15 protein-coding genes are annotated in these 22449 nt (G+C 67.8%); 5 read left to right on the forward strand and 10 right to left on the reverse strand.

The window, feature by feature from the left end; genetic code table 11:
- The first annotated feature begins 118 nt into the window (after positions 1-118).
- Positions 119-1087, forward strand: a complete 969-nt coding sequence (locus tag LQD00_RS19435) for an alpha/beta hydrolase (protein WP_269785222.1) — start codon at positions 119-121, stop codon at positions 1085-1087.
- 40 nt (positions 1088-1127) lie between these two features.
- On the opposite strand, the gene LQD00_RS19440 is transcribed toward LQD00_RS19435, so the two are convergent.
- Entirely contained in the window at positions 1128-1505 is a 378-nt protein-coding gene (locus LQD00_RS19440; protein WP_232718914.1) for a LuxR C-terminal-related transcriptional regulator, read from the reverse strand.
- 226 nt (positions 1506-1731) lie between these two features.
- A complete protein-coding gene (locus LQD00_RS19445) occupies positions 1732-2382 on the reverse strand; it encodes a helix-turn-helix transcriptional regulator (RefSeq protein WP_232718949.1) in 651 nt (216 codons plus the stop codon).
- 417 nt (positions 2383-2799) lie between these two features.
- Here LQD00_RS19445 and LQD00_RS19450 point away from each other — a divergent pair, with 417 nt between their 5' ends.
- A complete protein-coding gene (locus LQD00_RS19450; protein ID WP_232718916.1) occupies positions 2800-3555 on the forward strand; it encodes an acetoacetate decarboxylase family protein in 756 nt (251 codons plus the stop codon).
- A 48-nt stretch (positions 3556-3603) separates the two neighbouring features.
- The gene (locus LQD00_RS19455) at positions 3604-4611 is read left to right on the forward strand and encodes a pirin family protein (RefSeq protein WP_232718918.1); all 1008 of its coding nucleotides are present in this window, start codon (positions 3604-3606) and stop codon (positions 4609-4611) included.
- Between the two features lie 28 nt (positions 4612-4639).
- Here the strand turns inward: LQD00_RS19455 and LQD00_RS19460 are convergent, their stop codons facing one another.
- Entirely contained in the window at positions 4640-5335 is a 696-nt protein-coding gene (locus LQD00_RS19460) for an FMN reductase (protein WP_232718920.1), read from the reverse strand.
- Positions 5332-6429 (reverse strand): LLM class flavin-dependent oxidoreductase, encoded by a 1098-nt coding sequence (locus LQD00_RS19465; protein WP_232718922.1) that lies wholly within the window; start codon positions 6427-6429, stop codon positions 5332-5334. The genes LQD00_RS19460 and LQD00_RS19465 overlap by 4 nt, the downstream gene beginning before the upstream one ends.
- Before the next feature lie 154 nt (positions 6430-6583).
- On the opposite strand from LQD00_RS19465, the gene LQD00_RS19470 reads away from it, so the two are divergent.
- Both LQD00_RS19470 and LQD00_RS19475 read left to right on the forward strand, forming a co-directional pair.
- Positions 6584-7102, forward strand: a complete 519-nt coding sequence (locus tag LQD00_RS19470; protein WP_232718924.1) for a DUF4878 domain-containing protein — start codon at positions 6584-6586, stop codon at positions 7100-7102.
- 80 nt (positions 7103-7182) lie between these two features.
- A complete protein-coding gene (locus LQD00_RS19475) occupies positions 7183-7836 on the forward strand; it encodes a DUF4190 domain-containing protein (RefSeq protein ID WP_232718925.1) in 654 nt (217 codons plus the stop codon).
- Between the two features lie 105 nt (positions 7837-7941).
- Here LQD00_RS19475 and LQD00_RS19480 read toward each other — a convergent pair whose 3' ends face one another.
- The 6 genes from LQD00_RS19480 to LQD00_RS19505 all read right to left on the reverse strand — a co-directional run bounded on the left by LQD00_RS19480 (position 7942) and on the right by LQD00_RS19505 (position 22447).
- Positions 7942-8256 (reverse strand): hypothetical protein, encoded by a 315-nt coding sequence (locus LQD00_RS19480; protein ID WP_232718927.1) that lies wholly within the window; start codon positions 8254-8256, stop codon positions 7942-7944.
- Positions 8257-8577: 321 nt separating this feature from the next.
- Entirely contained in the window at positions 8578-9441 is an 864-nt protein-coding gene (locus LQD00_RS19485) for a glycosyltransferase (protein WP_232718929.1), read from the reverse strand.
- A 90-nt stretch (positions 9442-9531) separates the two neighbouring features.
- Positions 9532-9765 carry an MbtH family protein gene (locus tag LQD00_RS19490; RefSeq protein ID WP_232718930.1) on the reverse strand — a complete coding sequence of 78 codons (234 nt, stop codon included), beginning with the start codon at positions 9763-9765 and terminating at the stop codon, positions 9532-9534.
- A gap of 177 nt (positions 9766-9942) precedes the next feature.
- Positions 9943-10080 (reverse strand): hypothetical protein, encoded by a 138-nt coding sequence (locus LQD00_RS19495; RefSeq protein ID WP_232718931.1) that lies wholly within the window; start codon positions 10078-10080, stop codon positions 9943-9945.
- 31 nt (positions 10081-10111) lie between these two features.
- Positions 10112-10342 carry an MbtH family protein gene (locus LQD00_RS19500; protein WP_232718932.1) on the reverse strand — a complete coding sequence of 77 codons (231 nt, stop codon included), beginning with the start codon at positions 10340-10342 and terminating at the stop codon, positions 10112-10114.
- A 54-nt stretch (positions 10343-10396) separates the two neighbouring features.
- Entirely contained in the window at positions 10397-22447 is a 12051-nt protein-coding gene (locus LQD00_RS19505) for a non-ribosomal peptide synthetase (protein ID WP_232718934.1), read from the reverse strand.
- Positions 22448-22449: the final 2 nt, after the last annotated feature.

Genomic DNA, 22449 nt, shown 5'->3' on the forward strand with positions numbered 1-22449 from the left:
ACACTGACGACGGGGCCACCTCGCCATCCGACGCGTTCTGCGTGGGCAGAGGTGGGAAAACACAGAAGACAGGTGGGGCGCGGTGGGCGTGAACGGCGGACGGTTCTGGACGGTCCTGATGACGGTGGCGGCACTGCTCGCCGCCCTCGGTTTCGTATCCGCGCCACCTGCCGGCGCAGCACCCGGATCGCGGGTCATCGACCGCTATGCCGACGACCCTCAGCAGACAACGCTGCTGGTGCACTCCGCGGCGATGGACCGGTCGGTCGCGGTGACCGTCCTGACGCCCCGCGACCGGTCGCGACCGGCACCGGTCCTGTACCTGTTGAACGGCGCAGGCGGCGGCGAGGACTCGGCGACGTGGGACGCGCGGACCACGTACAAGAAGTACTTCGCCGACAAGAACGCCTACGTGGTGACGCCGATCGGCGGCGCCTTCTCGTATTACACGGACTGGCAGCGTGACGACCCGGTCCTCGGCCGCAACAAATGGCAGACGTTCCTGACCGAGGAACTCCCGCCGATCATCGACGCCGAGTTCCCGACCACCGGCGCCAACGCCCTCGCGGGTATCTCGATGGCGGGGACCTCGGTACTCAACCTGGCCATCGCCGCCCCGGGACTGTACCGGTCCGTCGCCGCGTTCAGCGGATGCGCCCGGACCAGTGATCCGGTCGGACAGCAGTACATCCGGATGGTCGTCGAGGATCGTGGTGGCGCGAACATGGTCAACATGTGGGGTCCGCTGAACGGACCCGGGTGGCGTGCGAACGACCCTTACCTCAACGCCGAGAAGCTGCGGGGAACCAAGGTCTACATGACCAGCGGAACCGGGCTGCCCGGTTCCCATGAGCAGCTCGGGGACCCGAGTATCGACGGCAGCGCCTTCGATCTGGTCAATCAGGCCGTGGTCGGTGGCGGCATCGAGGTCGCCATCGACATCTGTACCCGTCAGATGGTGCAGCGGATGCGCTCGCTCGGGCTTCCCGTGCAGGTGAACCTCCGGCCGACCGGCACCCACTCGTGGGGCTACTGGCAGGACGACCTGTACGCGACCTGGCCCAAGCTGGCGCGCGACCTGCGCTGAACCCCGTTCCCGGGATCACCGCAGGTCGCGCGTCAGTGGTTCACCAGCGATCGAGGCTGGTGTATCCGTCTTGGAGGGCTCGCGCGAAGAGGTGCGTCTTCGTCGGGGCCGGGCGGCCCACCGCGGTGTACTTCGCACGGATTCGTGCAAGGTGGGTGCTCACGGTCGACGCCGAGATGAAGAGTCGGGCGGCCGCCTCTTCCTTCGACTCGGCGGCGAGCCAGGCGAGCAGAACCTCGACCTCACGGTCGGACAGGCTCGGCCGCGGCAGCGCCGCCGGTGCACGGTCAGCGGCCGGGCGGTAGTCGGAAAGCCGGGTGATGCCGTTGTGGAGCATCGTTTCCGGCGAGCCGACACGACGCTGGTCCACGGCCCCCCGGGACTGTGCGGTTCGGTAGAACTCTGAAGTGGCCGTCACTGGTCCATCCCCTATTTATCTGGCGCATCGCCCACGTCCCCCGCCGCCGCACGCTCCACGCGTCATTCCCAATGGTCTGAAGGTAGTGCCGCTGTCGGTCGCCCGGTAGACCCAGAAATGGGGACTTCTACCGTTCCGGCGCCGATCGACCACTGATTCCCCACCGTTCCCCTTTTTTGCCTACTGATTCCGAACTGGGCAGTCCCTGGGCCCGATCCGGATCGGCCTATTGCCGACGATCCGACGCACCACGACTCCGGTGCCGCTGGGGCACCGGGAGCCAGCCGTCCTCCACCGCACGCTTGAACAGGTCGACCTTTGTCCGGGTCGGCCTGCCGGCGTCTGCATACTTCTGACGAATGCGTTTGAGGTACTCGTTCACCGTCTCGGCGGACACACCGAGAGCCGCACCCACGCGAGCCGAGGTCTCCCCCGACGCGTACAGGGCCAGCACCTTCTGCAGCTGCGGCGAGAGGTCGACCGCGGCCAGTTCCGGGTCGCCGTCGATGGCAGCGGCCCACTCGGTGGTGAGGACCGCCCGCCCCTCGGCAGCCGCCCGGATGGCGTCGATGATGACGGACTCCTCCGCCGACTTCAGTACCACCCCGAGCGCGCCCGCGCGGGCCGCCGAACGCAGGAGTGCCGGATGCTCGCCGGATGTGTACACGACCGTGGCGACACCGGCCGCGGAGAGCGTGTTGACGTTCTCCCTGGGCGTGGTGCCGTCGTCGAGGCGCAGATCAAGCAGCACGACATCGAGTGGCATCCCGGCGAGCACGCCGGCGACCGTGGACGCCGAGCAGGCCAGCGAGATGTCGTCGACCGGGTCGAGCACCCGCTCGATCCCCCAGATCGGCGAGCGGTGATCGTCGACCATCCCCACCCGGATGGCACGGTCCACCGCCGCCACGTCGTTCGTCACCGTGCGCACCTCGTCGTCGGCACCTGGCTCGGTGCGGCACCCTTTCGGTGCGGCGATGCGACGTTACCCTCGGGCATCGACGACGCCCCCTTTCGTCGGCTCACCGGGCGGCCTGCACACGTCTCTCAGCAATTACACAGCGTGGCCCGGCCGCACACGAGGCGAACCGTATACGACAAGTCGGACACCGGGCGCTTTCCAGGGCGGACCTGCGACGATCCGTCTCGTTTTGTCGCTTCCCGTGTCCACAGTATGGAGGACATCCGCCTTCTCCGACGTCTCCACGGCCTGATCATGCAAGACTAGAACACGTTCTAGTCTTGCGTCGAACCGTGTCGCAAGACACCACGCAGATCAGTAGAAGGAGTACCGGTGACCGCACCCTCGTCCCACGACATCCTCGGCACCACGGTGACGATGCCCGTCGAGATCCGGCACGCGCAGTGTTTCGTCGCGGGTTTCACCGCCGACGCGGCCGCGGTCCAGCGTGCGATCGACAGCGAGTCCGCACGCCCCGGCACCCTGCGCCCGCTGCGCATCCGACCGGGCCGCGCGATGTGCATGCTGGTCTTCGTCGACTATGTGGACGGCGACCTCGGGCCCTACAACGAGTTCGGCGTCTGTTTCCTCGTCGACGACCCGTCGCAACCCCCGACCTCGCCGCTCCGCGCGCTCCGCTCCCTCGGGAAGGGCGACGCGCGTGCCCTCGTGCACCGCCTCCCGGTCGACGGCGACTTCACCCTCGCGGCCGGGCGCGGGATCTGGGGCTTCCCGAAGACGCTGGCCGAGTTCGACGTCGACCACACCTCGTCGGTTCGACGCGGCCGGCTCGAGGCCGACGGTTCGCTCGTCGCGGATCTGCGGATCAAACCGGGAATCAAGGTCCCGGACACGACCGCCGACACCGTCCTGCACGCCTATTCCCAGCTCGACGGCGTCACCCGGCTCACCCCCTGGCGGCTGACATCGGTGAGCGGGACCCGGACCCGCCTCGGCGGAGCGAGCCTCACACTCGGCGACCACCCCATCGCCGCCGAACTCCGCTCCCTGCGACTCGGCCGGCATGCGTTGATGACCAGCTCGGTGGAGAAGATCACCATGCGATTCGAGAACCCGACCGTCGTCTGAGTCTCGGTTCCGGACACCGGGGTCCCGACGCCGGGGAGAATGATCGCCATGAGCAATCTCGAGGCCCAGCCGGCCGAGGTCGAATGCCGCACCGACGCCGAGAGTGCGACCGGGTCCGGGCACCTTCGTCTGGAAGTCCTCACCGCACGCGACGTACCCCTCGGCGGCCCGCGCGCGATGACCGTTCACCGGACGCTCCCCCAACGCTCACGGTCGCTCATCGGCGCGTGGTGCTTCGTCGACCACTACGGACCCGACGACGTGGCGAGTTCCGGCGGGATGGACGTGCCGCCGCATCCGCACACCGGCCTGCAGACGGTCAGCTGGTTGTTCACCGGCGAGGTCGAACATCGCGACACGATGGGCAACCACGCGATGGTCCGCCCCGGCGAGATCAACCTGATGACCGCAGGACACGGCATCGCCCACACCGAGGTGTCGACGCCGGAGACCACGGTCCTGCACGGCGTGCAACTGTGGACCGCGCTTCCTGCCGATGCCGTCGACACCCCGCGGGACTTCGCCCACCACCGCCCGGACGACGTCGTGCTCGACGGGGTCACGGCCAAGGTGTTCCTCGGCGAGCTGCTCGGCACCCGGTCGCCGGTGCACACGTTCACGCCGCTGCTCGGCGCCCAGCTCGACTTCGCGCCCGGCGCGACCGCCGACCTCGACGTCGATCCCACCTTCGAACACGGCATCCTCGTCGACGCCGGGACGATCGAGGTGGCCGACACCGGCGCCGCCCCCCTCCAGCGCACCGAACTCGGTTACGTCGGGGTGGGAGCGTCGCGACTGACGCTGACCAACGTCTCCGACGACTCCGCCCGTGTGATCCTGCTCGGCGGCACCCCGTTCGGCGAGGACATCGTGATGTGGTGGAACTTCATCGGCCGCACGCACGAGGAGATCGTCGGATTCCGCGAGGAGTGGATGGCCCAGAGCGAACGGTTCGGACAGGTACAGGGATACGACGGAGACATCCAGCACCTGCCCGCACCCGCTTTGCCGCACTCTCGGCTACGTCCCCGGAAGAACACTCCGGGCCGCGCCTGACGCCGAGCCCCGCTCCCGGGGAGGGCCATCACGAAGGGCCGAGCAACCGGGCGAAGTTGGCGATGCCCGCCGCCTCGATCGCCTGCTGCCGCACGTCGGGCCCCGTACCGCGCGCGTCGTGTCGCACGTCGTCGGCCCGGGTCCGGGTGTTCGACGCGGGGCGACTCGTGGCTCGTGGCTCGACGAGTCCCGCGAGTTCGTTTGCCGCACGGTCGATTCGACGGCTCAGACCGCCGGCCGACTCGGCGCCTGCCCAGTCCTCCGATGCGGCGTAGACCCCGGTCGGCACGACCACGGTTCGCAGGTAGGAGAACAGCGGGCGCAGCGCGTGATCGAGGACCATGGAGTGCCGCGGGCTACCGCCGGCGGCGGCGACGAGCACGGGTTTGCCGACCATCGCGTCCACGTCGACCAGGTCGAAGAACATCTTGAACAGTCCGCTGTAGGAGGCGTTGAAGACCGGGGACGCCACGATCAACGCGGCCGCGGATTCCACGGCGTCGAGAGCGGCGCGGGCCTGTCCGGAGGCGAACCCGACGGTCATGGCGCGGCCGAGGTCGACGGCCAGACCGCGCAGGTCGATCACATCGACCTCGACGGCGACCTCCCGCTCGCCGAGGGCGTCGGTCACCGCCGCCGTCATCCGGTCGATCAACATCCGCGTCGACGACGGTTCGGAGAGCCCGCCGTTCACCGCCACGAGGCGCACCGCACCCCCGTTCATGACCGCACCTCGATCTTCTCGGCCTCGCGGCGGGCGGCCACCTGCGAGGCGTGGGTCGGCGCGTCCGGGACGTCGGCGGGCCTGCCCTGAGCGAACCCCTCGCGTAGCTCGGGCAGGACCTCGCCGAGCAGGTCGAGCTGCTCGAGGACGACCTTCAACGGCAGTCCCGCATGGTCGACGAGGAACAACTGTCGCTGGTAGTCCCCGAAACTCTCGCGGAACGACAGTGTCTTGTCGACGAATTCGGCCGGGCTGCCCACCGTCAGCGGCGTCTGGGAGGTGAAGTCCTCCAGCGACGGGCCGTGACCGTAGACGGGCGCGTTGTCGAAGTACGGCCGGAACTCCCGCACCGCATCCTGGGACCGCGGCCGGATGAAGAACTGGCCGCCCAGGCCGACGATGGCCTGGTGGGCCTTGCCATGGCCGTGGTGCTCGTAGCGCTCCCGGTAGAAGGCGATCAGCCGCTGGAAGTGCTCCTTGGGCCAGAAGATGTTGTTGGCGAAGAAACCGTCGCCGTAGTACGCGGCCTGCTCGGCGATCTCCGGACTACGGATCGACCCATGCCACACGAACGGGGCCACGCCGTCGAGCGGGCGCGGGGTCGAGGTGAACGACGTGAGGGGCGTCCTGAACTTTCCCTCCCAGTCGACCACGTCCTCGGTCCACAGCCGGTGAAGGAGGTGGTAGTTCTCGATCGCGAGCGGGATGCCCTGCCGGATATCCTGGCCGAACCACGGATAGACCGGTCCGGTGTTCCCGCGCCCGAGCATCAGGTCGACGCGCCCGTCGGCGAGGTGCTGCAGCATGGCGAAGTCCTCGGCGATCTTCACCGGGTCGTTGGTGGTGATGAGCGTGGTCGCGGTACTGAGCTGCAGTCGTTCCGTCTGCGCCGCGATGTAGGCGAGGGTCGTCGTCGGCGAGGACGAGAAGAACGGCTCGTTGTGGTGCTCACCGAGGGCGAACACGTCGAGGCCGATGTCCTCGGCCTTCTTGGCGATCTCGACGATCGCCTTGATCCGTTCGTTCTCGGTGGGCGTCCGGCCCGTGGTGGGGTCCGTCGTGATGTCGCTGACACTGAAGATTCCGAACTGCATGTCGCGCCTTCCGTTGCGTGCCGATCGCGCTGCCCTCGCAGCCTCGAACACCATAACCGGACCGCGGTCCGATTAATTCCGCCCAATCGCTGGGTTAGTGTTGGCTTACTACTCCGCGGTACCGACCGCGGAGGCGTCGCATGAAGGGGAATCAATGAAGATCCGGAAGTCCGTCGCCGCCATCGCCCTGGCCGGGTCCGCGCTGTTCGTCGCCACCGCCTGCTCCTCCGAGGACGTGGACGAGGCCACGAGCAAGGTGTCGACCGCAGTCGAGACCGCCGCATCCGAGGTCTCCACCGCCGCCGGCGACGCGATCGACGAGGTCACCGGCCTCAGCGACTCGAAGGCCCAGGACATCCTGCGCAAGGCCGTCGACCCGGCAACCCCTGCCGATGAGATCGACACGGTCGTCGACACCTCGGACCCTGCCACCAAGGCCGCGGTCATCGCCTTCGCAAAGGGTTCGTCGGCCGCCGGTTACACCCCCGAGGTCTACACCGTGAAGGACGTCTCGAAGGACGGCGACAAGAAGGCCGTCGCCACGGTGGCCGTCGCCAGCCCGCATGCCCCGGCGCCGGTCGACATCAAGCTCACCTACGTCGACGCCGACGGTGGCTGGAAGCTCAGCGCCGACGCCGTGACCCAGCTCGCCGGGATGGCGACCGACCACTGACACCGGCCGGCACCTCCTCGTCGCCGGTTAGACTCGCCCGGGTACGGCCCGTCCCGCGAGCCGGCGAGCGAGGAGGTGCCGTGCGCGTCGACATTCCCACCCAGCCGTTCTCACCGGCGATCACCGAACGTCATGAGCGATGGCCCGCGGTCAACGATCTCGACGACAATTCACTCCCGGTCGTGCCGGACGCCGCAGTAGAGGCCACACCTCCTGCCGGACACTCGACACCTGGTCCCGCCCCACGACCCGCCACGCGTGTCGAGACCCGTCTCCGCCCGGCGCCGGAAGATCACGCCGCCCTCCCACCGGTGGGCGACTTCTGGGGCCTGCAGAACTCCGTCGAGCAGAGTCCCGTTCTCGGCTCCACTTCGTCCGCACCCGCTCGGCTCTCGGACGGCCGGCCGGTGCCCCTCGTCGGTTCACAGCCGGCCCCGATCGTCCGGCCGTTGCCGTATTCGCCGCCCGCGGCGCGGCGTACGGTCGCACCCGCCGCATCGCTGGCGCTGACCACTGGTCTGATCGCGGTTCCCATGACCCTCGCCCTCGGACTCGGCGCGATCCTCGGCATGGTCGCCATCGTCTCGGGGATCGTCGGCATCAAGCAGGTCAACCGGGCACCGATGAACCGCAAGGGAACCGGCCGGGCCGTCACCGGAATCGTGTGCGGTGTCGGCAGCGTCGTCGTCGGCGGGCCGATTCTGCTGCTCTTGGCGTTGGTCTTCGGTCTCTGACCCTCCGACGATTGCTTTCTCGGCGAATCCAGTGTCCTCACAAAGACGTCGAGACCTGCCCGGATGTACCGGGCAGGTCTCGAGTCAGAGTATTGAGTTCGGCGGCTAGCTCACCGCGCGAAGATGTGTGCGCGCCGGCGCAACCGCCCCGCGCCCGCGCCCGAGCCACGCCTCGACCTCGCCGATGACCTGCATTCGCGCCTCCAGCGGCTGGACTTCGCCCAGCGTCGGCAGGCAGTTCATCAGGGCGGCGTAGAACGCCGCGGCCTGAGACATGCCATGCGCGGAACACACATGATCGTATTCGTCGATTCGATGTGCGAGCTCACCGTAGGTGAGTGCCTTGTCGCCCAACCGAACTGCGGTCAGCTTCGGCGTTATCGCGCCACGATCCTGGATGTCGTGCACTAGATCGTTCATGAGTGACTACCTTCCCCCCCGCCCATAATGGCGTGACCGCGGCGTCCCTGCCTCCCCAGACATTGGTACGTTGCGGCCCTTCAACACAGTGTGCCCTACCCCACGAAATATGGGGACTCTTGCTTCAGCATCTGTGGCACATTCCACAAGCGGTTCTGCGTGGAGAATGTGACTCCATGTTACTGCTGCGACGCCAGTTACGGCAGTTCATCACTCTTGTTTCGTTAAGTTGTTATTCGCGCGGAATCGTCCCGATATTCCGGTAGGTCGATTCCGGACAAACCGGATCAGGATCCGGCGGCCTTGTCGGCCTCCATGGGTTCACTCGAGAACGGGTGATACCCGGACGGCCTCTCGTCGCTCGTCCCACAAACGTCTCGCACTCCATCGTTCCGTCTCAGGATCCCATCCCCGCAATCTCACCCACAGGACACAGAGGTAGACAGAGGCGAACGGCAGCACGAGGAAGGTCTGTTGCGCGAACACCTTCCAGTCACGTCGCGCCCACGCGGCCCGAGACCCTCCCAGGGCGTATCCGACATTCCGCCACGGCGGCACCCGGAAGCGCCGCGACGAGCCCTCGACGATGAGACCGTAACTCAGCCACAGCCGCCTACCCGACTGACGGACGGCTGCGGACATGTCGTGATCCTCGTGGATGTCGTGACGCTCTGACAGGAGGAATCCCCGAATGGCTTCCCAGCAGGAGCGACGCATGGCAAAGCATTGCCCGATGACGCCGTTCGTCTCCCGGCCACCCTTGTCGGCGGCCAGCTTCTCGAGCTTTTCCTCCTGCTTGCGCCAGCCGGGAGCGTCGGCCATAAGGGGAAATCCGCCGATGACATCCCACTCGGCATTCGACTCATCGGTGAAGAAGCGCATCACGACGCTCGACCAGTCTCGGCGCGCCCGCGCGTCCGCGTCGACTCGACCGATGATGTCCCCGGTCGCGTTGTCGAACCCCTTGTCACGCGCCCAGGCGACCCCGCGCCGTTCCTCGGTCAGCGCCCGGACCCCGGGGTGCTGTCGCGCATAATCACGCGCGATTTCCCCGGTCCGATCGGTCGAGCAGTTGTCCACGACGATGACCTCGTCGATCGGGAGCGTCTGAGCCAGGAGATGGTCCAGGCACGCACCGAGTTCGTGCTCCTCGTTGTAGGCCGGCACGACGACGCTGAGTTTCATGGGCGAAGCTCCTCGGAAGGTCGGTGGAACAGACCGTCAGGTCGGGTCACGCTCGCTCGGGCTCAGCGAACCACCCGGTGTTCACGTCAGTCAGTCGGCGGTTTCGCCCGCTTCGTCTGCCGCCATCGCCTCGATGAGGCTCTTCGGCCGGAGGTCGGTCCAATTCTGTTCGACGTACTCCAGGCACGCGGCGCGGCTGTCCTCGCCGAACACCTTGGTCCAGCCCGCCGGGATGTCGGCGAAGGTCGGCCACAGCGAGTGCTGGTTCTCGTCGTTGACGAGTACGTAGAAACGGCCGTCCTCGTCGTCGAATGGATTCGTCATCGTGGTACCTATCGTTGGGAACCAACCGAGGTCGGTTCAGAACATGGACAAACTCAATGGTAGGCATTGCGGCGCCGCGTCCACCACGAACACCGAAGGTGCACACGGACGAGCGACATTCCGGGTACGAAGCCCGCCGCGGGAGTAGGTGATGTTCGGCCCGATCGGTCCGGCGAATCACCGGGCCGATCGGGTGCTGGTCAGCGCGACGGAATTCCGCACGTTGGCCTCCGCCTTCACCACCGCGCCATAGAGACCGGCGTCCTCGTAGGTCCCCAGCTGGTCGAGCAGATACTCCTCGGCCTTGTGTCGCATCTCCCGGCGGAACGGCCTCAGGTCACGGGGGTCACGAGTCGGAACCGGCCGAATCGGCGTTCATGGCGTCGATCAGACTTTTCGGACGCAGGTCCGTCCAGTTCTCCTCGACGTACTTGAGGCAGGCCTCACGGCTGTCCTCTCCGAACACCTTGGTCCAGCCCGCCGGGATGTCGGCGAAGGTCGGCCACAGCGAGTGCTGGTTCTCTTCGTTGACCAGCACGAAGAAGCGGCCGTTCTCGTCGTCGAAGGGGTTGGTCATGCGTGTCTCCTCTTTCCTGTTGTCCTCGGTCCGATCGTCCTGTCCGGCAATAGGTCACAAAGGTTTGTCGGGCGAATCGCCACTCTGTTCACCTGTGGCGGACAGCGCCTGCTCCACCCTCGGCCCGATGATGGCGAGCGAGGCGGCATCGGTCATGCCCAGGTGATGAGTCGGGACGTCGGTGTTGTCGATGGTTCCGGACACATGTTCTCGCCACCCCTCGGGGATCGCGGCCGGGTTCTCCTTGTCATTCGTCGCGGTGAAGACCTGGACCGAGCCGACGTACTGCTGCGGGCGGTAGGCCAACAGCATGTCCGCGGACACGGCGAAGCTGTCCATCACGCGGTCGACGACGTCCTCGGCGAGCAAACCCATCCCGGCGATCTGCGTCCGCACGATGTCGGCGACCTCTTCCGCACTCTCCGCCTTCACCGCGTCGTCGAGATCGAACAGATCGCGCCAGCCGCCCAGGATGTCGGCGGCGTGGTCCGGGTTCGTCGCGGACTCCTCCTCGACGACCGCTGCGGGGACCTCCCCGTCGACCGCCGGTGTGGTATCCATGATGCCGAGGTAGGCGACGCGTTCACCGACCGCCTGCAGGCGTGTGGCCATCGCATGAGCGATGATCCCGCCGATCGACCACCCGAGCAGGTGGTACGGGCCTTCGGGCTGCACCCGGCGGATCTCCTCGACATAACGCGCGGCGAGTTCGTGCGCGTCGGTCGCAGAGTCCTCACCGTTGACGACGTGAGGATCCTGCAGGCCGTAGATCGGCCGATCGGAGATGTACGGCGCGAAACCACCGTAGAACCAGGCGAGGCCGCCGGCCGGATGCACACAGAACAGCGGCGGCCGGGCGCCGTCGCCGCGCAGGGTAATCAGCACGTCGTTCCCGCGTGCACCGCCCTCGTCGATGCGTCGGGCCAACTCACGGACGGTGGGATCGCTGAACAGCCAACGGAGTTCGAGCGGAAGGCCATGGTCGTGCACCCGCGCCACGACCTGGGTCGCCGACAGCGAGTTTCCACCGAGGTCGAAGAACGACTCGGTTGCCGACACGCGTTCGATACCCAGGATTTCGGCGAAGACCTCCGCGATGACCCTTTCGTTCTTCGTTTCGGGTTCGACGTGGTCTGCGGTCACCACCACCGGCTCGGGCAGGGCGGCCTTGTCGAGCTTGCCGACGGGCGTCATGGGCAACGCATCGAGACGCGTCAGGGTTGCCGGGACCATGAAGGACGGGAGTCGCCGGCCGATGAACTCGCGGAGCTCTTCGTCGGCGACGTCCCCGGTGGTCACCACGTAGGCGGCCAGGGACGACGCGACCGCGCCGCCCACGCCGATGACGACCGCGGAGTCGACCGCGGGGTGCGCGGTGAGTGCGGATTCGATCTCACCGAGTTCGATCCGGAGACCGCGCAGTTTGACCTGGTCGTCGGTACGTCCCGAATAGGCGAGTGAGAGTGCACCGTCGGCGGACCGCTGCCAGCGCACCACGTCGCCGGTGCGGTACATCCGGGAACCGTTGTGCCCGAACGGATCGACGACGAACCGTTCAGCGGTCAGTCCGGGCCGGTTCAGATAACCGCGCGAGAGCGGCAGGCCGGTGACGTACAACTCGCCGGGAACCCCGACGGGGACCGGATGCAGGCGACTGTCGAGGACCTGCAGACCGAGGCCCGCCAGCGGTCCGCCGAGCAGGACCGGGTCACCCGGCTTCATCGGCTCACTGATGGTGATGCCGATGGTGGTCTCGGTGGGTCCGTACAGGTTCTGGATCCGTCGGACCGTCGACCACTCGTCCTTGAGCGCCTGCGGAACCGCCTCACCACCGACGTAGACGAGCTCGAGGGTTTCGAGTGCTGCGGGATCAAGCGTCGACAGGACCGTCGGCGTCAGGAATGTGTGGGTCACACCGTGCTCGATCATGAACTGCTGCAGCGCTTCTCCACCCACGGCGTCGCCGGGGCGGTAGGCGATGAGTCCTCCACTCGCGGTGGCGAGCAGATACTCGAGGACCGAGGCGTCGAAGCTCGGCGACGCGAAACCCAGCACCCGAGCCGGGCCGGACACCGACCCGCGCCGCATCTCCTCGCGCGCGAAGTTGGCGAGGCCGGAGTGGCTGACGGACACGCCCTTCGGCCGGCCGGTCGAACCCGAGGTGTAGATGACGTACGCCGTGTTGTCGATGCGAGCCGGGGCGAGACGTTCGGCGTCCGTCAACGGCGCCGCGGTGAAGGCCGCGAGGTCCAGGCCGGCGAGACGATGCCACTCGAATCCCTCGTCGGGCAGCGGCCCGGCGGCGTCGGTCGAGAGGCCGAGCACGGCGCCGGAGTCCTCGACCATGTTCGCGACCCGCTCGGCCGGATAGTCGGGGTCGATCGGCACGTAGCCGCCGCCGGTCTTGGCGACCGCCCAGATGGCGGTGAGCAGCTCCACCGATCGCGCGATCGCCAGGGCCACCAGGGATTCCGGACCGATGCCGCGGCCGACGAGCCAGCGCGCCAATCGATTCGACCGCGCGTCCAGTTCCTCGTAGGTGAGCGACTTGCCGGTCGCGTCGACGACGGCCACCGCCTGAGGCCAGGAACGAGCAGCACGCTCGAAGGTCTCGGCGAGCAGCTCGGGTTGCGCACCACGACCACCGGAGACGGACGTCAGTCGGCTGATCGCAGCGTCGTCGAGGAACAGGGCATCACCGACCGGCACGTCGGTTCGGGTCGTCAAGGCGTCGAGCAGTTCGACCAGCCAGTCACCGAACCGCTCTGCCGTCGACTCGTCGAACAAGTCGGTGGCATAGGTGAGCGTGGCGCGCCACGGCTCACCGGCTTCCGGCGCCGCCGCGACGCTCACCAGGAGGTCGACCTTGGCCGGCGTGGCCGGGAGCGGCAACGGAGCGATCACGAGATCACCCACCGATCCGGAGGGCAGATCGCCGGCACCGGGAACACCGCCGGCTGCCTGATCGAACGTGAGCCAGACCTGACTGAGGGGCGCGAACGCGCCTGACCGTGCCGGTTTGAGCGCGTCGACGACGGTCTCGAACGGCACGTCGGCGTGCGCGAATGCCTCGACGTCGACGGCCTTGACCTGCGACAGCACCTCGCCGAACGACTTCGCAGGCGAGACCTGCGTCCGCAGCACGAGCGTGTTGACGAACATGCCGACGACCCGCTCGAGTTCTTCCTGTCCGCGGCCGGCGATCGGCGTGCCGATCGCGATGTCGTCGGTCCCGGAGAGCCTCGCGACAAGCGTCGCCAACGCGGCGTGGACGACCATGAAGTCGGTCACCCTGTTGTCCTGCGCGACGACCGAGATCCGGTCGGCGACGCCGGCCGGGATCTGCACGTCGACGGTGGCGCCGACACCCGACGCGGTCGCCGGACGCGGCCGGTCGGCGGGCAGGTCGACAACATCCGGCAGTCCGGCCAGACGCTCACGCCAGTACGCCAGTTGTGACCCGAGGACCGTGGTCGGGTCATCGGGCGAACCGAGGACCTCGTGTTGCCAGAGCGCGTAATCGGCGTACTGCACCGGCATAGGCGCGAACTCGGGCACCGCATCGGCACTCCGCGCGACGTAGGCGCCCACCAGATCGGTCACCAGCGGGGTGACCGACTCGCCGTCGGCGGCGATGTGGTGCACAACCAGCGCGAACAGGTACTCATGGTCAGAGATGCGCAACCACCGCGCGCGTATCGGCCACTGCTTGGTGACCTCGAACCCGGTGGCCACGTCCCGCTCGAGAGCGGCCTGGTCAGGGGCCTCGGCCCAGTCCAGTCGGTCGGCAACGTCTGCGGCGGGATGAATGCGCTGCACCGGCCGCCCCTCGATCGAGGGGAAAGTGGTGCGCAGGGATTCGTGCCGCACGACGACGTCTTCCACGGCCTTACGCAGCGCACCGATGTCCAACGGTCCGGTCAGTCGCAAGACTGCCGGGATGTTGTATGCCGGTGACTTCCAGTCGAACTGGTTGATGAACCACATCCGCTGCTGTGCGAAGGACAGTGGAACGGTTTCGGGCCGCGGCTCGACCGCGACGATCGGCGGCAGGCCGCGTCCTCCGGTAGCGGCTGCGGCAACCAGTTCACGGACGCTGGGCGCGTCGAAGACGTCGCGGACCGAGATGTCCGCACCGAGGGCCACCCCCGCCCGCGAGGCCAGTCGCATTGCCGAGAGCGAGTTGCCACCCATGTCGAAGAAGCTGTCGGTGACGCCGATCCGGTCGACACCGAGCACCTCCGCGAAGACCTCCGCGACCCGTGCCTCGTCGTCCGTTTCCGGCGCCACATACTCACTCGAGGTGAACTCGGGCGCGGGCAAGGACTTCCGATCGAGCTTGCCCGCGTTGTTGAGCGGGATCTCGTCCAGCACCATCCACACCGTCGGGCGCATGTACTCGGGCAGCGGTGTCGCGATGGTGGCCTTGATCGCATCGACATCAACCGTCTCGCCGGGTGCGCCGGACACATAGGCAACGAGGTGTTCGCCACCGTCCGGGGCCTGAGCGACGGTCACCGCGGTGTGCACGACGCCGGGCGCCTGTGCGATCGCGGCCTCGATCTCACCGAGCTCGATCCGCTGGCCGCGGAGCTTCACCTGGAAGTCCGTTCGGCCCAGGTACTCCAGCTCACCGGAAGCGTTGCGGCGCACCAGGTCACCGGTGCGGTACATCCGCGCGCCGGGCTCGCCGAACGGATCCGCGAGAAAACGATCAGCGGTGAGATCGGGTCGTGCGGCGTAGCCACGCGCCAACTGGACACCGCCGACGTAGAGCTCGCCGGGCACCCCGGCCGGCACCTGGTTCAGGCGTCCGTCGAGTACGTAGGCCGTCGAATTCCACACCGGCACACCGATGGGAACGGTGTCACCGATTTCATCGAGCTGCTGATAGGTGATCTCGACGGCGGCTTCGGTCGGACCGTACAGGTTGTACAACAACGCATCCGGTATCGCGGCACGGGTTTCGGCGGCCACTGCCGGCGGTAGGGCTTCGCCCGTCGTCGAGACGATCCGCAGACAGTCGAGCCGCGCCAACCGTTCCGGACCGGCGAGCTCGAGGAACACCGACAGCATCGACGGCACGAAGTGAACCATCGTCGCGCCGGTGTCGGCGATCAGATCGGCCAGGTACGGCGGGTTGAGATGGCCGTCGGGTTCGGCGATCAGCAGCCGCGAACCCTGCATCAGCGGACCGAACAGTTCCGCGACCGAGCAGTCGAAGGTGTAGGGCGTCTTGAGGACCACCATGTCGTCGGCACCGATGGGCAATTCGTCCAGACCCCAACGCAACCGGTTGACGACGGCGTCGTGCGGCAAGGTCACCCCCTTGGGCCGACCGGTCGAACCGGAGGTGAAGATCGTGTACGCGGCATGCTGTGGACGCAGTCGACCACGCCGTTCGGTGTCGGTGAGCGGCGCGACAGAACCCTCGATCGGAGCCGACGCGTCGACCGCGATGACCCTGACCTTGTCGCCGAGCCCGGAGATCGGCTCGGGGACGGGCAGTCCGGCATGTACCAGTGCGACGGTCGCACCTGACGTCTCGACCATGTACTCGGCTCGGTCGACCGGTGCGGCGGTGTCGACGGGAACGTACTGTCCGCCGGCGGTGACGATCGCATGAATCGCGACCAGCAGCTCCACCGACCGTGGGATGCACACGGCCACAGCGACATCCGGGCCGACACCGGCAGCGATCAGCTGCCGGGCCAAGGTGTTCACCCGTGCGCCCAGTTCGCTGTAGGTGACACTCCGGTCCCGGAACACGAGCGCTTCGCGACCGGGGTACGCGGCGACACTGGCGGCGAGCGCGGACGCCAGGTCCTCGGTCGGCAACGGCCTGGTGAGGCCCTGCTGCCCTGCGGTGATCACCGCTGCCTCGTCGGCCCCGAGGATCGAGACGTCTCCGACCGGCACGTGCACGTCGTCGGTGAGCTCATCGAGCAGCGTGACGAAGCGGGTGGCCAGGGTGTGCACCGTCGACTCGTCGAACAGATCGACGGCGAATACGACCGCGCCCTGCCAGTCACCGGTGGGCGCCGAATTGACCATGAACGTCAGATCCACCTGCGCCGGCCGGCTGTCGATCTCGACACCGGAGAACACCAGGTCACCCACCGGAAAACCGGTCGACCGCGCGGCTCCACCCGGGTCGAGGGTGAGCATCACCTGGGCCAGCGGCGCGAAAGCCTCGCTGCGCACCGGGTTCACCGCGTCCACCACGGTCTCGAACGGGACGTCGGCGTTCTCGAAGGCCCCCAGCGCGGTGGTGCGGGTCCGGGAGACGACATCGACGAAGGACTCACCGAGGTCGATCTTCGACCGCAGGACCAGCGTGTTGACGAACATGCCGATCAGCGGGTCGAGTTCGGGCCGGCCGCGGCCGGCAACCGGGGTGGCGATGGCGACGTCATCGGTCGCCGACATCCGCGCGAGCAGCGTTGCCAGCGCGGCGTCGAGCACCATGAACGGCGTCGCACCGGTGCGGGTGGCGACGTCGCCGATGCGGCGGGCCAGATTCTCCGGGATGGTGAACGCAGTGGCCCCGCCCCGGCCGGAGGCGACTCTGGGCCGCGGCCGGTCGTAGGGCAGTTCGAGCACGTCGGGCATCCCGGCGAGTGCCTCGCGCCAGTATCCGAGTTGCTTGCCGATGACCGACCCGGCATCGTCGGGTGAACCGAGGACCTCGTGCTGCCAGATCGCGAAATCCGCGAATTGCACTCCGAGCGGCGCGAATTCAGGCGCGAAGCCCTCGTGTCGAGCACTATACGCGGCCGCCAGATCGGAGATCAGCGGACGCAGGGACTCACCGTCGGCAGCGATGTGATGGATCACGATCGCGAGCACATGCTCGTCGGTACCCACCGGCCACAGCCGGACCCGGATCGGCCAGTCGACGGCGAGGTCGAACTCGGTGGTGACCGCGGCCTGGATGTCTGCCATCGACTCCGCGGTGCCCCAGTCGAAGCGGGCGGCCACCTCCTGAGCGTCGGCGACCTCCTGGTATGGCACACCGTCGACGGCGGGGAACGTGGTCCGAAGCACCTCGTGTCGCATCGCGAGGTCGATGAAGGCGGCTCGGAGTGCGGACACGTCCAGAGGTCCGGACAGTCGCAGTACGTTCGGCAGGTTGTATGTGGCATTGCCAGGTTCGAACCGGTTGATGAACCACATCCGCTGCTGCGCGAACGACAACGGCACCCGGTCGGGCCGCGGTTCGACGGCAACGATCGGCGGCAGCGCAGGGCTGCGTCCCGCGACGGCCTCGACCAGTTCACGGACGGAAGGCGCGTCGAACACGTCCCGGACACGGACTTCGGCATCCAGTGCAGCCGACACGCGCGCTGCCAATCGGGCCGCGTTGAGGGACGTACCGCCGAGATCGAAGAAGGACTCGGTGACGCTGACCTGCTCGATGCCGAGGATGTCGGCGAAGACCGCGGCGACCGCTTCTTCGTCGGCACCGACCGGTGCGACGACGTCGACTCCGCCGAAATCCGGTGCGGGCAAGCGCTCCCGATCGACCTTGCCGGCCGCGTTGACCGGCATATCGTCGAGCAGCGTCCACACGCCCGGGCGCATGAACGGGAGCAGCCGCTCGGCGGCGTGGTCACGCAGTGCGGTCACCGTGACGTCGGCGTCGGCGGTGACATAGGCGACGAGACTCTGTGCGCCGGTTGGGGTCTCGAGGACTGTGACGACGACCTCGCGGACACCTGGCGTGGATGCGATCACCGACTCGATCTCGCCGAGTTCGATTCGCTGGCCACGGAGTTTGACCTGGAAGTCGACACGTCCGAGGTATTCGATCTGACCGTCGGCGCGCCAACGCACTATGTCGCCGGTCCGGTACATGCGCGATCCGGCTGGTCCGCTCGGGTCCGCGACGAATCGTTCGGCGGTCAGACCCGGGCGGCCGATGTACCCGCGGGCTATCTGAATACCGCCGAGGTACAGCTCGCCGGGTACGCCGACCGGCACCGGATGCAGTCGCGAGTCGAGGATCTGGGCGGTGGCATGCGGGGTCGGGGCGCCGATGGGCACCGTCGACAGTCCCGATCCGACCTCGGCGATCGTCGAGTAGATGACGGTCTCGGTGGGCCCGTACTGGTTGTGGAGGGTGGCCTGTGGCCACACCCGGTGCATGGCGTCGGCGAGGGCGGGAGGCAGCGCCTCGCCGCCGAGCTGCACGGTCCGCACCGATCGCATCGCCGCGAAGTCGTCGTCGGACAGCTCGCCGAGCACCAGCGAGAGCATGGACGGCACCATCATGATCGAGGTGACGCGATGCCGGATGACGTAGTCCCGCAACGCCCATGGGTCGCGTTGCTGACCTTGTCCGACGATGACGAGCGTGCCCTGACTGATGACCGGACGGAACAGGTCGAGCACCGACGGGTCGAAGGTGAAGTCGAGCACCGCCAGGATCACGTCGGCCGGGGTGAATTCGTGGTCGAGGTGATCGGCATGCAACATCGCCATCGCCGCACGGTGAGACACGGTGACGCCCTTCGGCTTACCCGTCGAACCCGAGGTGAAGATGGTGTACATCGCGTGGTCGGCGTGGAGCGAGGCGGTGCGGTCGGCATCGGTGATGGTCGACGCGTCGCCGGTGAGGGGCGCCGAACCGTCCACCTCGACGATCGTCACGCTTCCCGGCTCGACGCGGTCGGCGGCCTCACGCGCATGCGCCGAGACCACGAGTACGTCGGCACCGGTTGCGTCGAGAATGTAGCGGACCCGCTCGGCGGGTGCGTCGACGGACACGGGGACGAAATGACCGCCGGCGGCGATCACGGCGTGCGAGGCGATCACCATCTCCATCGAGCGCGGCAGCGAGATCGCCACGGGCACGTCAGGACCGACGCCCAGGCTGATCAGCTGTCGCGCAAGCGCATTGGTGCGGTCGGTGAGCTCGCGGTAGTCGATGGTGCGGTCACCGTCGATCACCGCGGTGGCGTGCATGAACGACGGCTCGACCTTCTCCACCAGATCGGCGATGGTTCCTGTCCCGAGCCCCGCCTCGCGATCGGTTGCCGATCCCGACCAGTCCGCGATCTGCGAACGCTCCACGGGGTCCAGCAGATCCATATCGCCGACCAGTACGTCGGGGTCGGCGACCGCCGCAGCCAGCACCCGGATCAGTCGGTCGGCCGTCGCGCGGACCGTCGACTCGTCGAAAAGATCGGTCGCATAGGTGACCGAACCCGACCAGGGTGCACCCGCGGGCGCGGTGTATACACCGAAACCGAGGTCGACCTTGGCGAGCGTCGGGCCCTCGTCGGCGGGTGAGACGACCAGCCCGTTGGGCAGTTCGGCCGATTGCTGACCGGCGCCCTCTTCGACACTCAGCCACACCTGGGTCAGCGGTGCGAACGCAGCGCTACGGACCGGATCGACCGCTTCGACGACCGACTCGAAGGCGACGTCGGCGTGCGCGAACGCGGCCAGGTCGGTGTCGCGGACGTCGGCGAGCAACTCCGCGAAGGTCTCGGATCCGGCGACGCGCGAACGCAATACGAGAGTGTTGACGAACATGCCGACCAGCGGTTCGAGTTCACGCTGGCCACGGCCGGCGAACGGCGACCCGATGGCGAGATCGTCAGTACCCGACAACCGGGCGAGAACCACGGCCAGGGCCGCGTGCACGACCATGTACGGGGTGACGCCGCGTTGCGCGGCAAGTCTCGCGATGCCGTCGGCGATATCGACGGGGATGTCGAAGGCGGTCTGTGCACCCCGGCCGGTCGCGGTCTGCGGGCGTGGCCGATCCGTCGGCAGCTCGAGCACATCCGGCAGACCGCCGAGCTGCTTGGTCCAGTAGGCGAGCTGACGGCCGACCACCGACGCCGGGTCCTCCGGCGAACCGAGCACCTCACGCTGCCATAAGGCGTAATCGGCGTATTGCACCTCGAGCGGTGCGAACACCGGCGCCTCACCGGTCGAACGTGCGAGGTACGCAGTCACCAGATCGGAGACCAGCGGCGCGAACGACTCACCGTCGGAGGCGATGTGGTGCATGACCATCGCGACGACGTGCTCCCCCGGCGCAGTCTCCCAGACGCGCACTCGCACAGGCCATTCCCGGTTCAGCACGAATCCGGTCGAGACCGCGGCCTCGATGTCTGCGACCGAACCGATGTGTCGCCAGTCGAGATGCTCGGGGATCTCGGTGACCTCGTGCACCAACTGGAACGGTATGCCGTCGGCGTCCGGGAACGTCGTCCGGAGCGTCTCGTGCCGGGCGACGACGTCACCCACCGCGACGCGCAAGGCCACCACGTCGAGGTCACCGCTGATCCGAAGGACCACCGGGATGTTGTACATACCGCTGGCCGGGTCGAGCTGGTTGATGAACCACATCCGCTGCTGCGCGTACGACAGCGGTACGAGCTCGGGACGCGGATCGATGCGCTGCACCGGCGGCAGCGCGGATTCACGACCCCGGACCGCGGCGACGAGTTCACGCACGCTGGGCGCGTCGAAGACGTCACGCACCGAGACGGCGACCCCGAGTTCGTTGGAGACCCGGGCCGCGATACGTGTGGCCGACAGCGAGCTGCCGCCGAGGTCGAAGAACGAATCGGTGACTCCGACCCGATCGATACCGAGCAGTTCGGCGAAGAGCTTGGCGACGGTCTCCTCGTCGGCGGTCTCCGGCGCCACGTACTCGGCGGCGCCGAGGTCGGGCGCCGGCAGAGCACGACGGTCCACCTTCCCCGACGTGTTCAGCGGCATCGACGCCAACCGGACCCACGTCCCCGGCCGCATGTACTCGGGTAACCGCGCGGCGACGCTCTGGACGACCGCGTCGAGTTCTACGTCTTCGGGCGACAGGTACCCGGCGAGCACCTGGCCACCCGGGGTATCCACGACCGACGCGGCCGCGTGCACCACGCCGGGGGCCGCTGCGATGGCCGCTTCGACCTCGCCGAGCTCCAGTCGCTGACCGCGTAGTTTCACCTGGAAGTCGGTACGGCCGAGGTACTCGATGGCGCCGCTTCGATTCCAGCGAACCAAATCGCCGGTGCGATAGAGGCGTGTTCCGGGATCGCCGAACGGGTTGGCGACGAAACGTTCGGACGTCAGGTCCGATCGCGCCGCATAGCCGCGCGCGACCTGGACGCCGCCCAGATACAGCTCACCCGGGACACCGGCCGGAACCGGGTTCAGGGACGAGTCGAGGATGTAGGTCTGGGTGTGAGGGACGGGGACGCCGATGGGCACGTGCCGATCGCCGCGAACGACCGGCTGGGCGGTGACGTCGACGGCCGCTTCGGTCGGACCGTAGAGGTTGTGGATCTCGAGGTCGGGCAAAGCCGCCAACACTGGTTCGGCCACCGCCGCGGTGAGCGCCTCCCCCGAGGTGAACAGCGTGCGGATGGCGGTGAGTTCTCCGAGCCGGTCGCCGAGTACCTCGGTGAACGCCGACAGCATCGACGGGACGAAATGTACGACCGTCACCGATTCTGCCGCGATGAGGTCGGCGACGTACTCAGGGTCTCCATGGCGACCCGGCTCTGCGATGACCAGGGTGGCGCCGAGACCGATGGGCAGGAACAGTTCCCACACCGACACGTCGAAAGTGATCGGGGTCTTCTGGACGAACACGTCGCCGGCTGTCAGCGAGTACCAGTCACGCATCCAGCGCAGCCGGCTCGCGACCGAGCGGTGCGAGACCGTGACGCCCTTCGGTCGACCGGTCGATCCAGACGTGAAGATCGTGTACGCGGCGGTCTCTCCGCGGACGGGCGAGCGCCGGTCCGCGGCGGTGATCGGCGCCGCTTCGGGTGTGGGGCCGTTGCAGTCGACGACGCGGACCGTAGCCGATCCCTCGTAGCGATTCCGCGCTGCGTCGGACTCCCCCGCGACCAGGACCAGCCGTGCACCAGAGGTGGTGACCATGTAGCGCAGACGTTCGTCGGGCAGCTGCCCGTCGAGAGGCACGTAGTGCCCGCCGGCTTCGGTGATCGCGTGAACGGCGACCAGCAGTTCGACGGATCGCTCGATCTCGACGCCCACCGCGACCTCAGGTCCGACCCCGGCCGCGATGAGCTCACGCGCCAGGTCAGCGACCCGCGCGATGAACTCGTCTCGCGACACGC

The sequence above is a fragment of the Gordonia metallireducens genome, assembly GCF_021245825.1.
GTDB lineage: Bacteria > Actinomycetota > Actinomycetes > Mycobacteriales > Mycobacteriaceae > Gordonia > Gordonia namibiensis.

Coding starts and splice junctions, on each gene's coding strand:
- LQD00_RS19465 (WP_232718922.1), bottom strand. CDS start 6,429: ATGCAGTTCGGAATCTTCAGTGTCAGCGACATCACGACGGACCCCACC.
- LQD00_RS19490 (WP_232718930.1), bottom strand. CDS start 9,765: ATGACGAATCCATTCGACGACGAGGACGGCCGTTTCTACGTACTCGTC.
- LQD00_RS19485 (WP_232718929.1), bottom strand. CDS start 9,441: ATGAAACTCAGCGTCGTCGTGCCGGCCTACAACGAGGAGCACGAACTC.
- LQD00_RS19470 (WP_232718924.1), top strand. CDS start 6,584: ATGAAGATCCGGAAGTCCGTCGCCGCCATCGCCCTGGCCGGGTCCGCG.
- LQD00_RS19435 (WP_269785222.1), top strand. CDS start 119: ATGACGGTGGCGGCACTGCTCGCCGCCCTCGGTTTCGTATCCGCGCCA.
- LQD00_RS19445 (WP_232718949.1), bottom strand. CDS start 2,382: ATGGTCGACGATCACCGCTCGCCGATCTGGGGGATCGAGCGGGTGCTC.
- LQD00_RS19500 (WP_232718932.1), bottom strand. CDS start 10,342: ATGACCAACCCCTTCGACGACGAGAACGGCCGCTTCTTCGTGCTGGTC.
- LQD00_RS19495 (WP_232718931.1), bottom strand. CDS start 10,080: ATGCGACACAAGGCCGAGGAGTATCTGCTCGACCAGCTGGGGACCTAC.
- LQD00_RS19460 (WP_232718920.1), bottom strand. CDS start 5,335: ATGAACGGGGGTGCGGTGCGCCTCGTGGCGGTGAACGGCGGGCTCTCC.
- LQD00_RS19455 (WP_232718918.1), top strand. CDS start 3,604: ATGAGCAATCTCGAGGCCCAGCCGGCCGAGGTCGAATGCCGCACCGAC.
- LQD00_RS19480 (WP_232718927.1), bottom strand. CDS start 8,256: ATGAACGATCTAGTGCACGACATCCAGGATCGTGGCGCGATAACGCCG.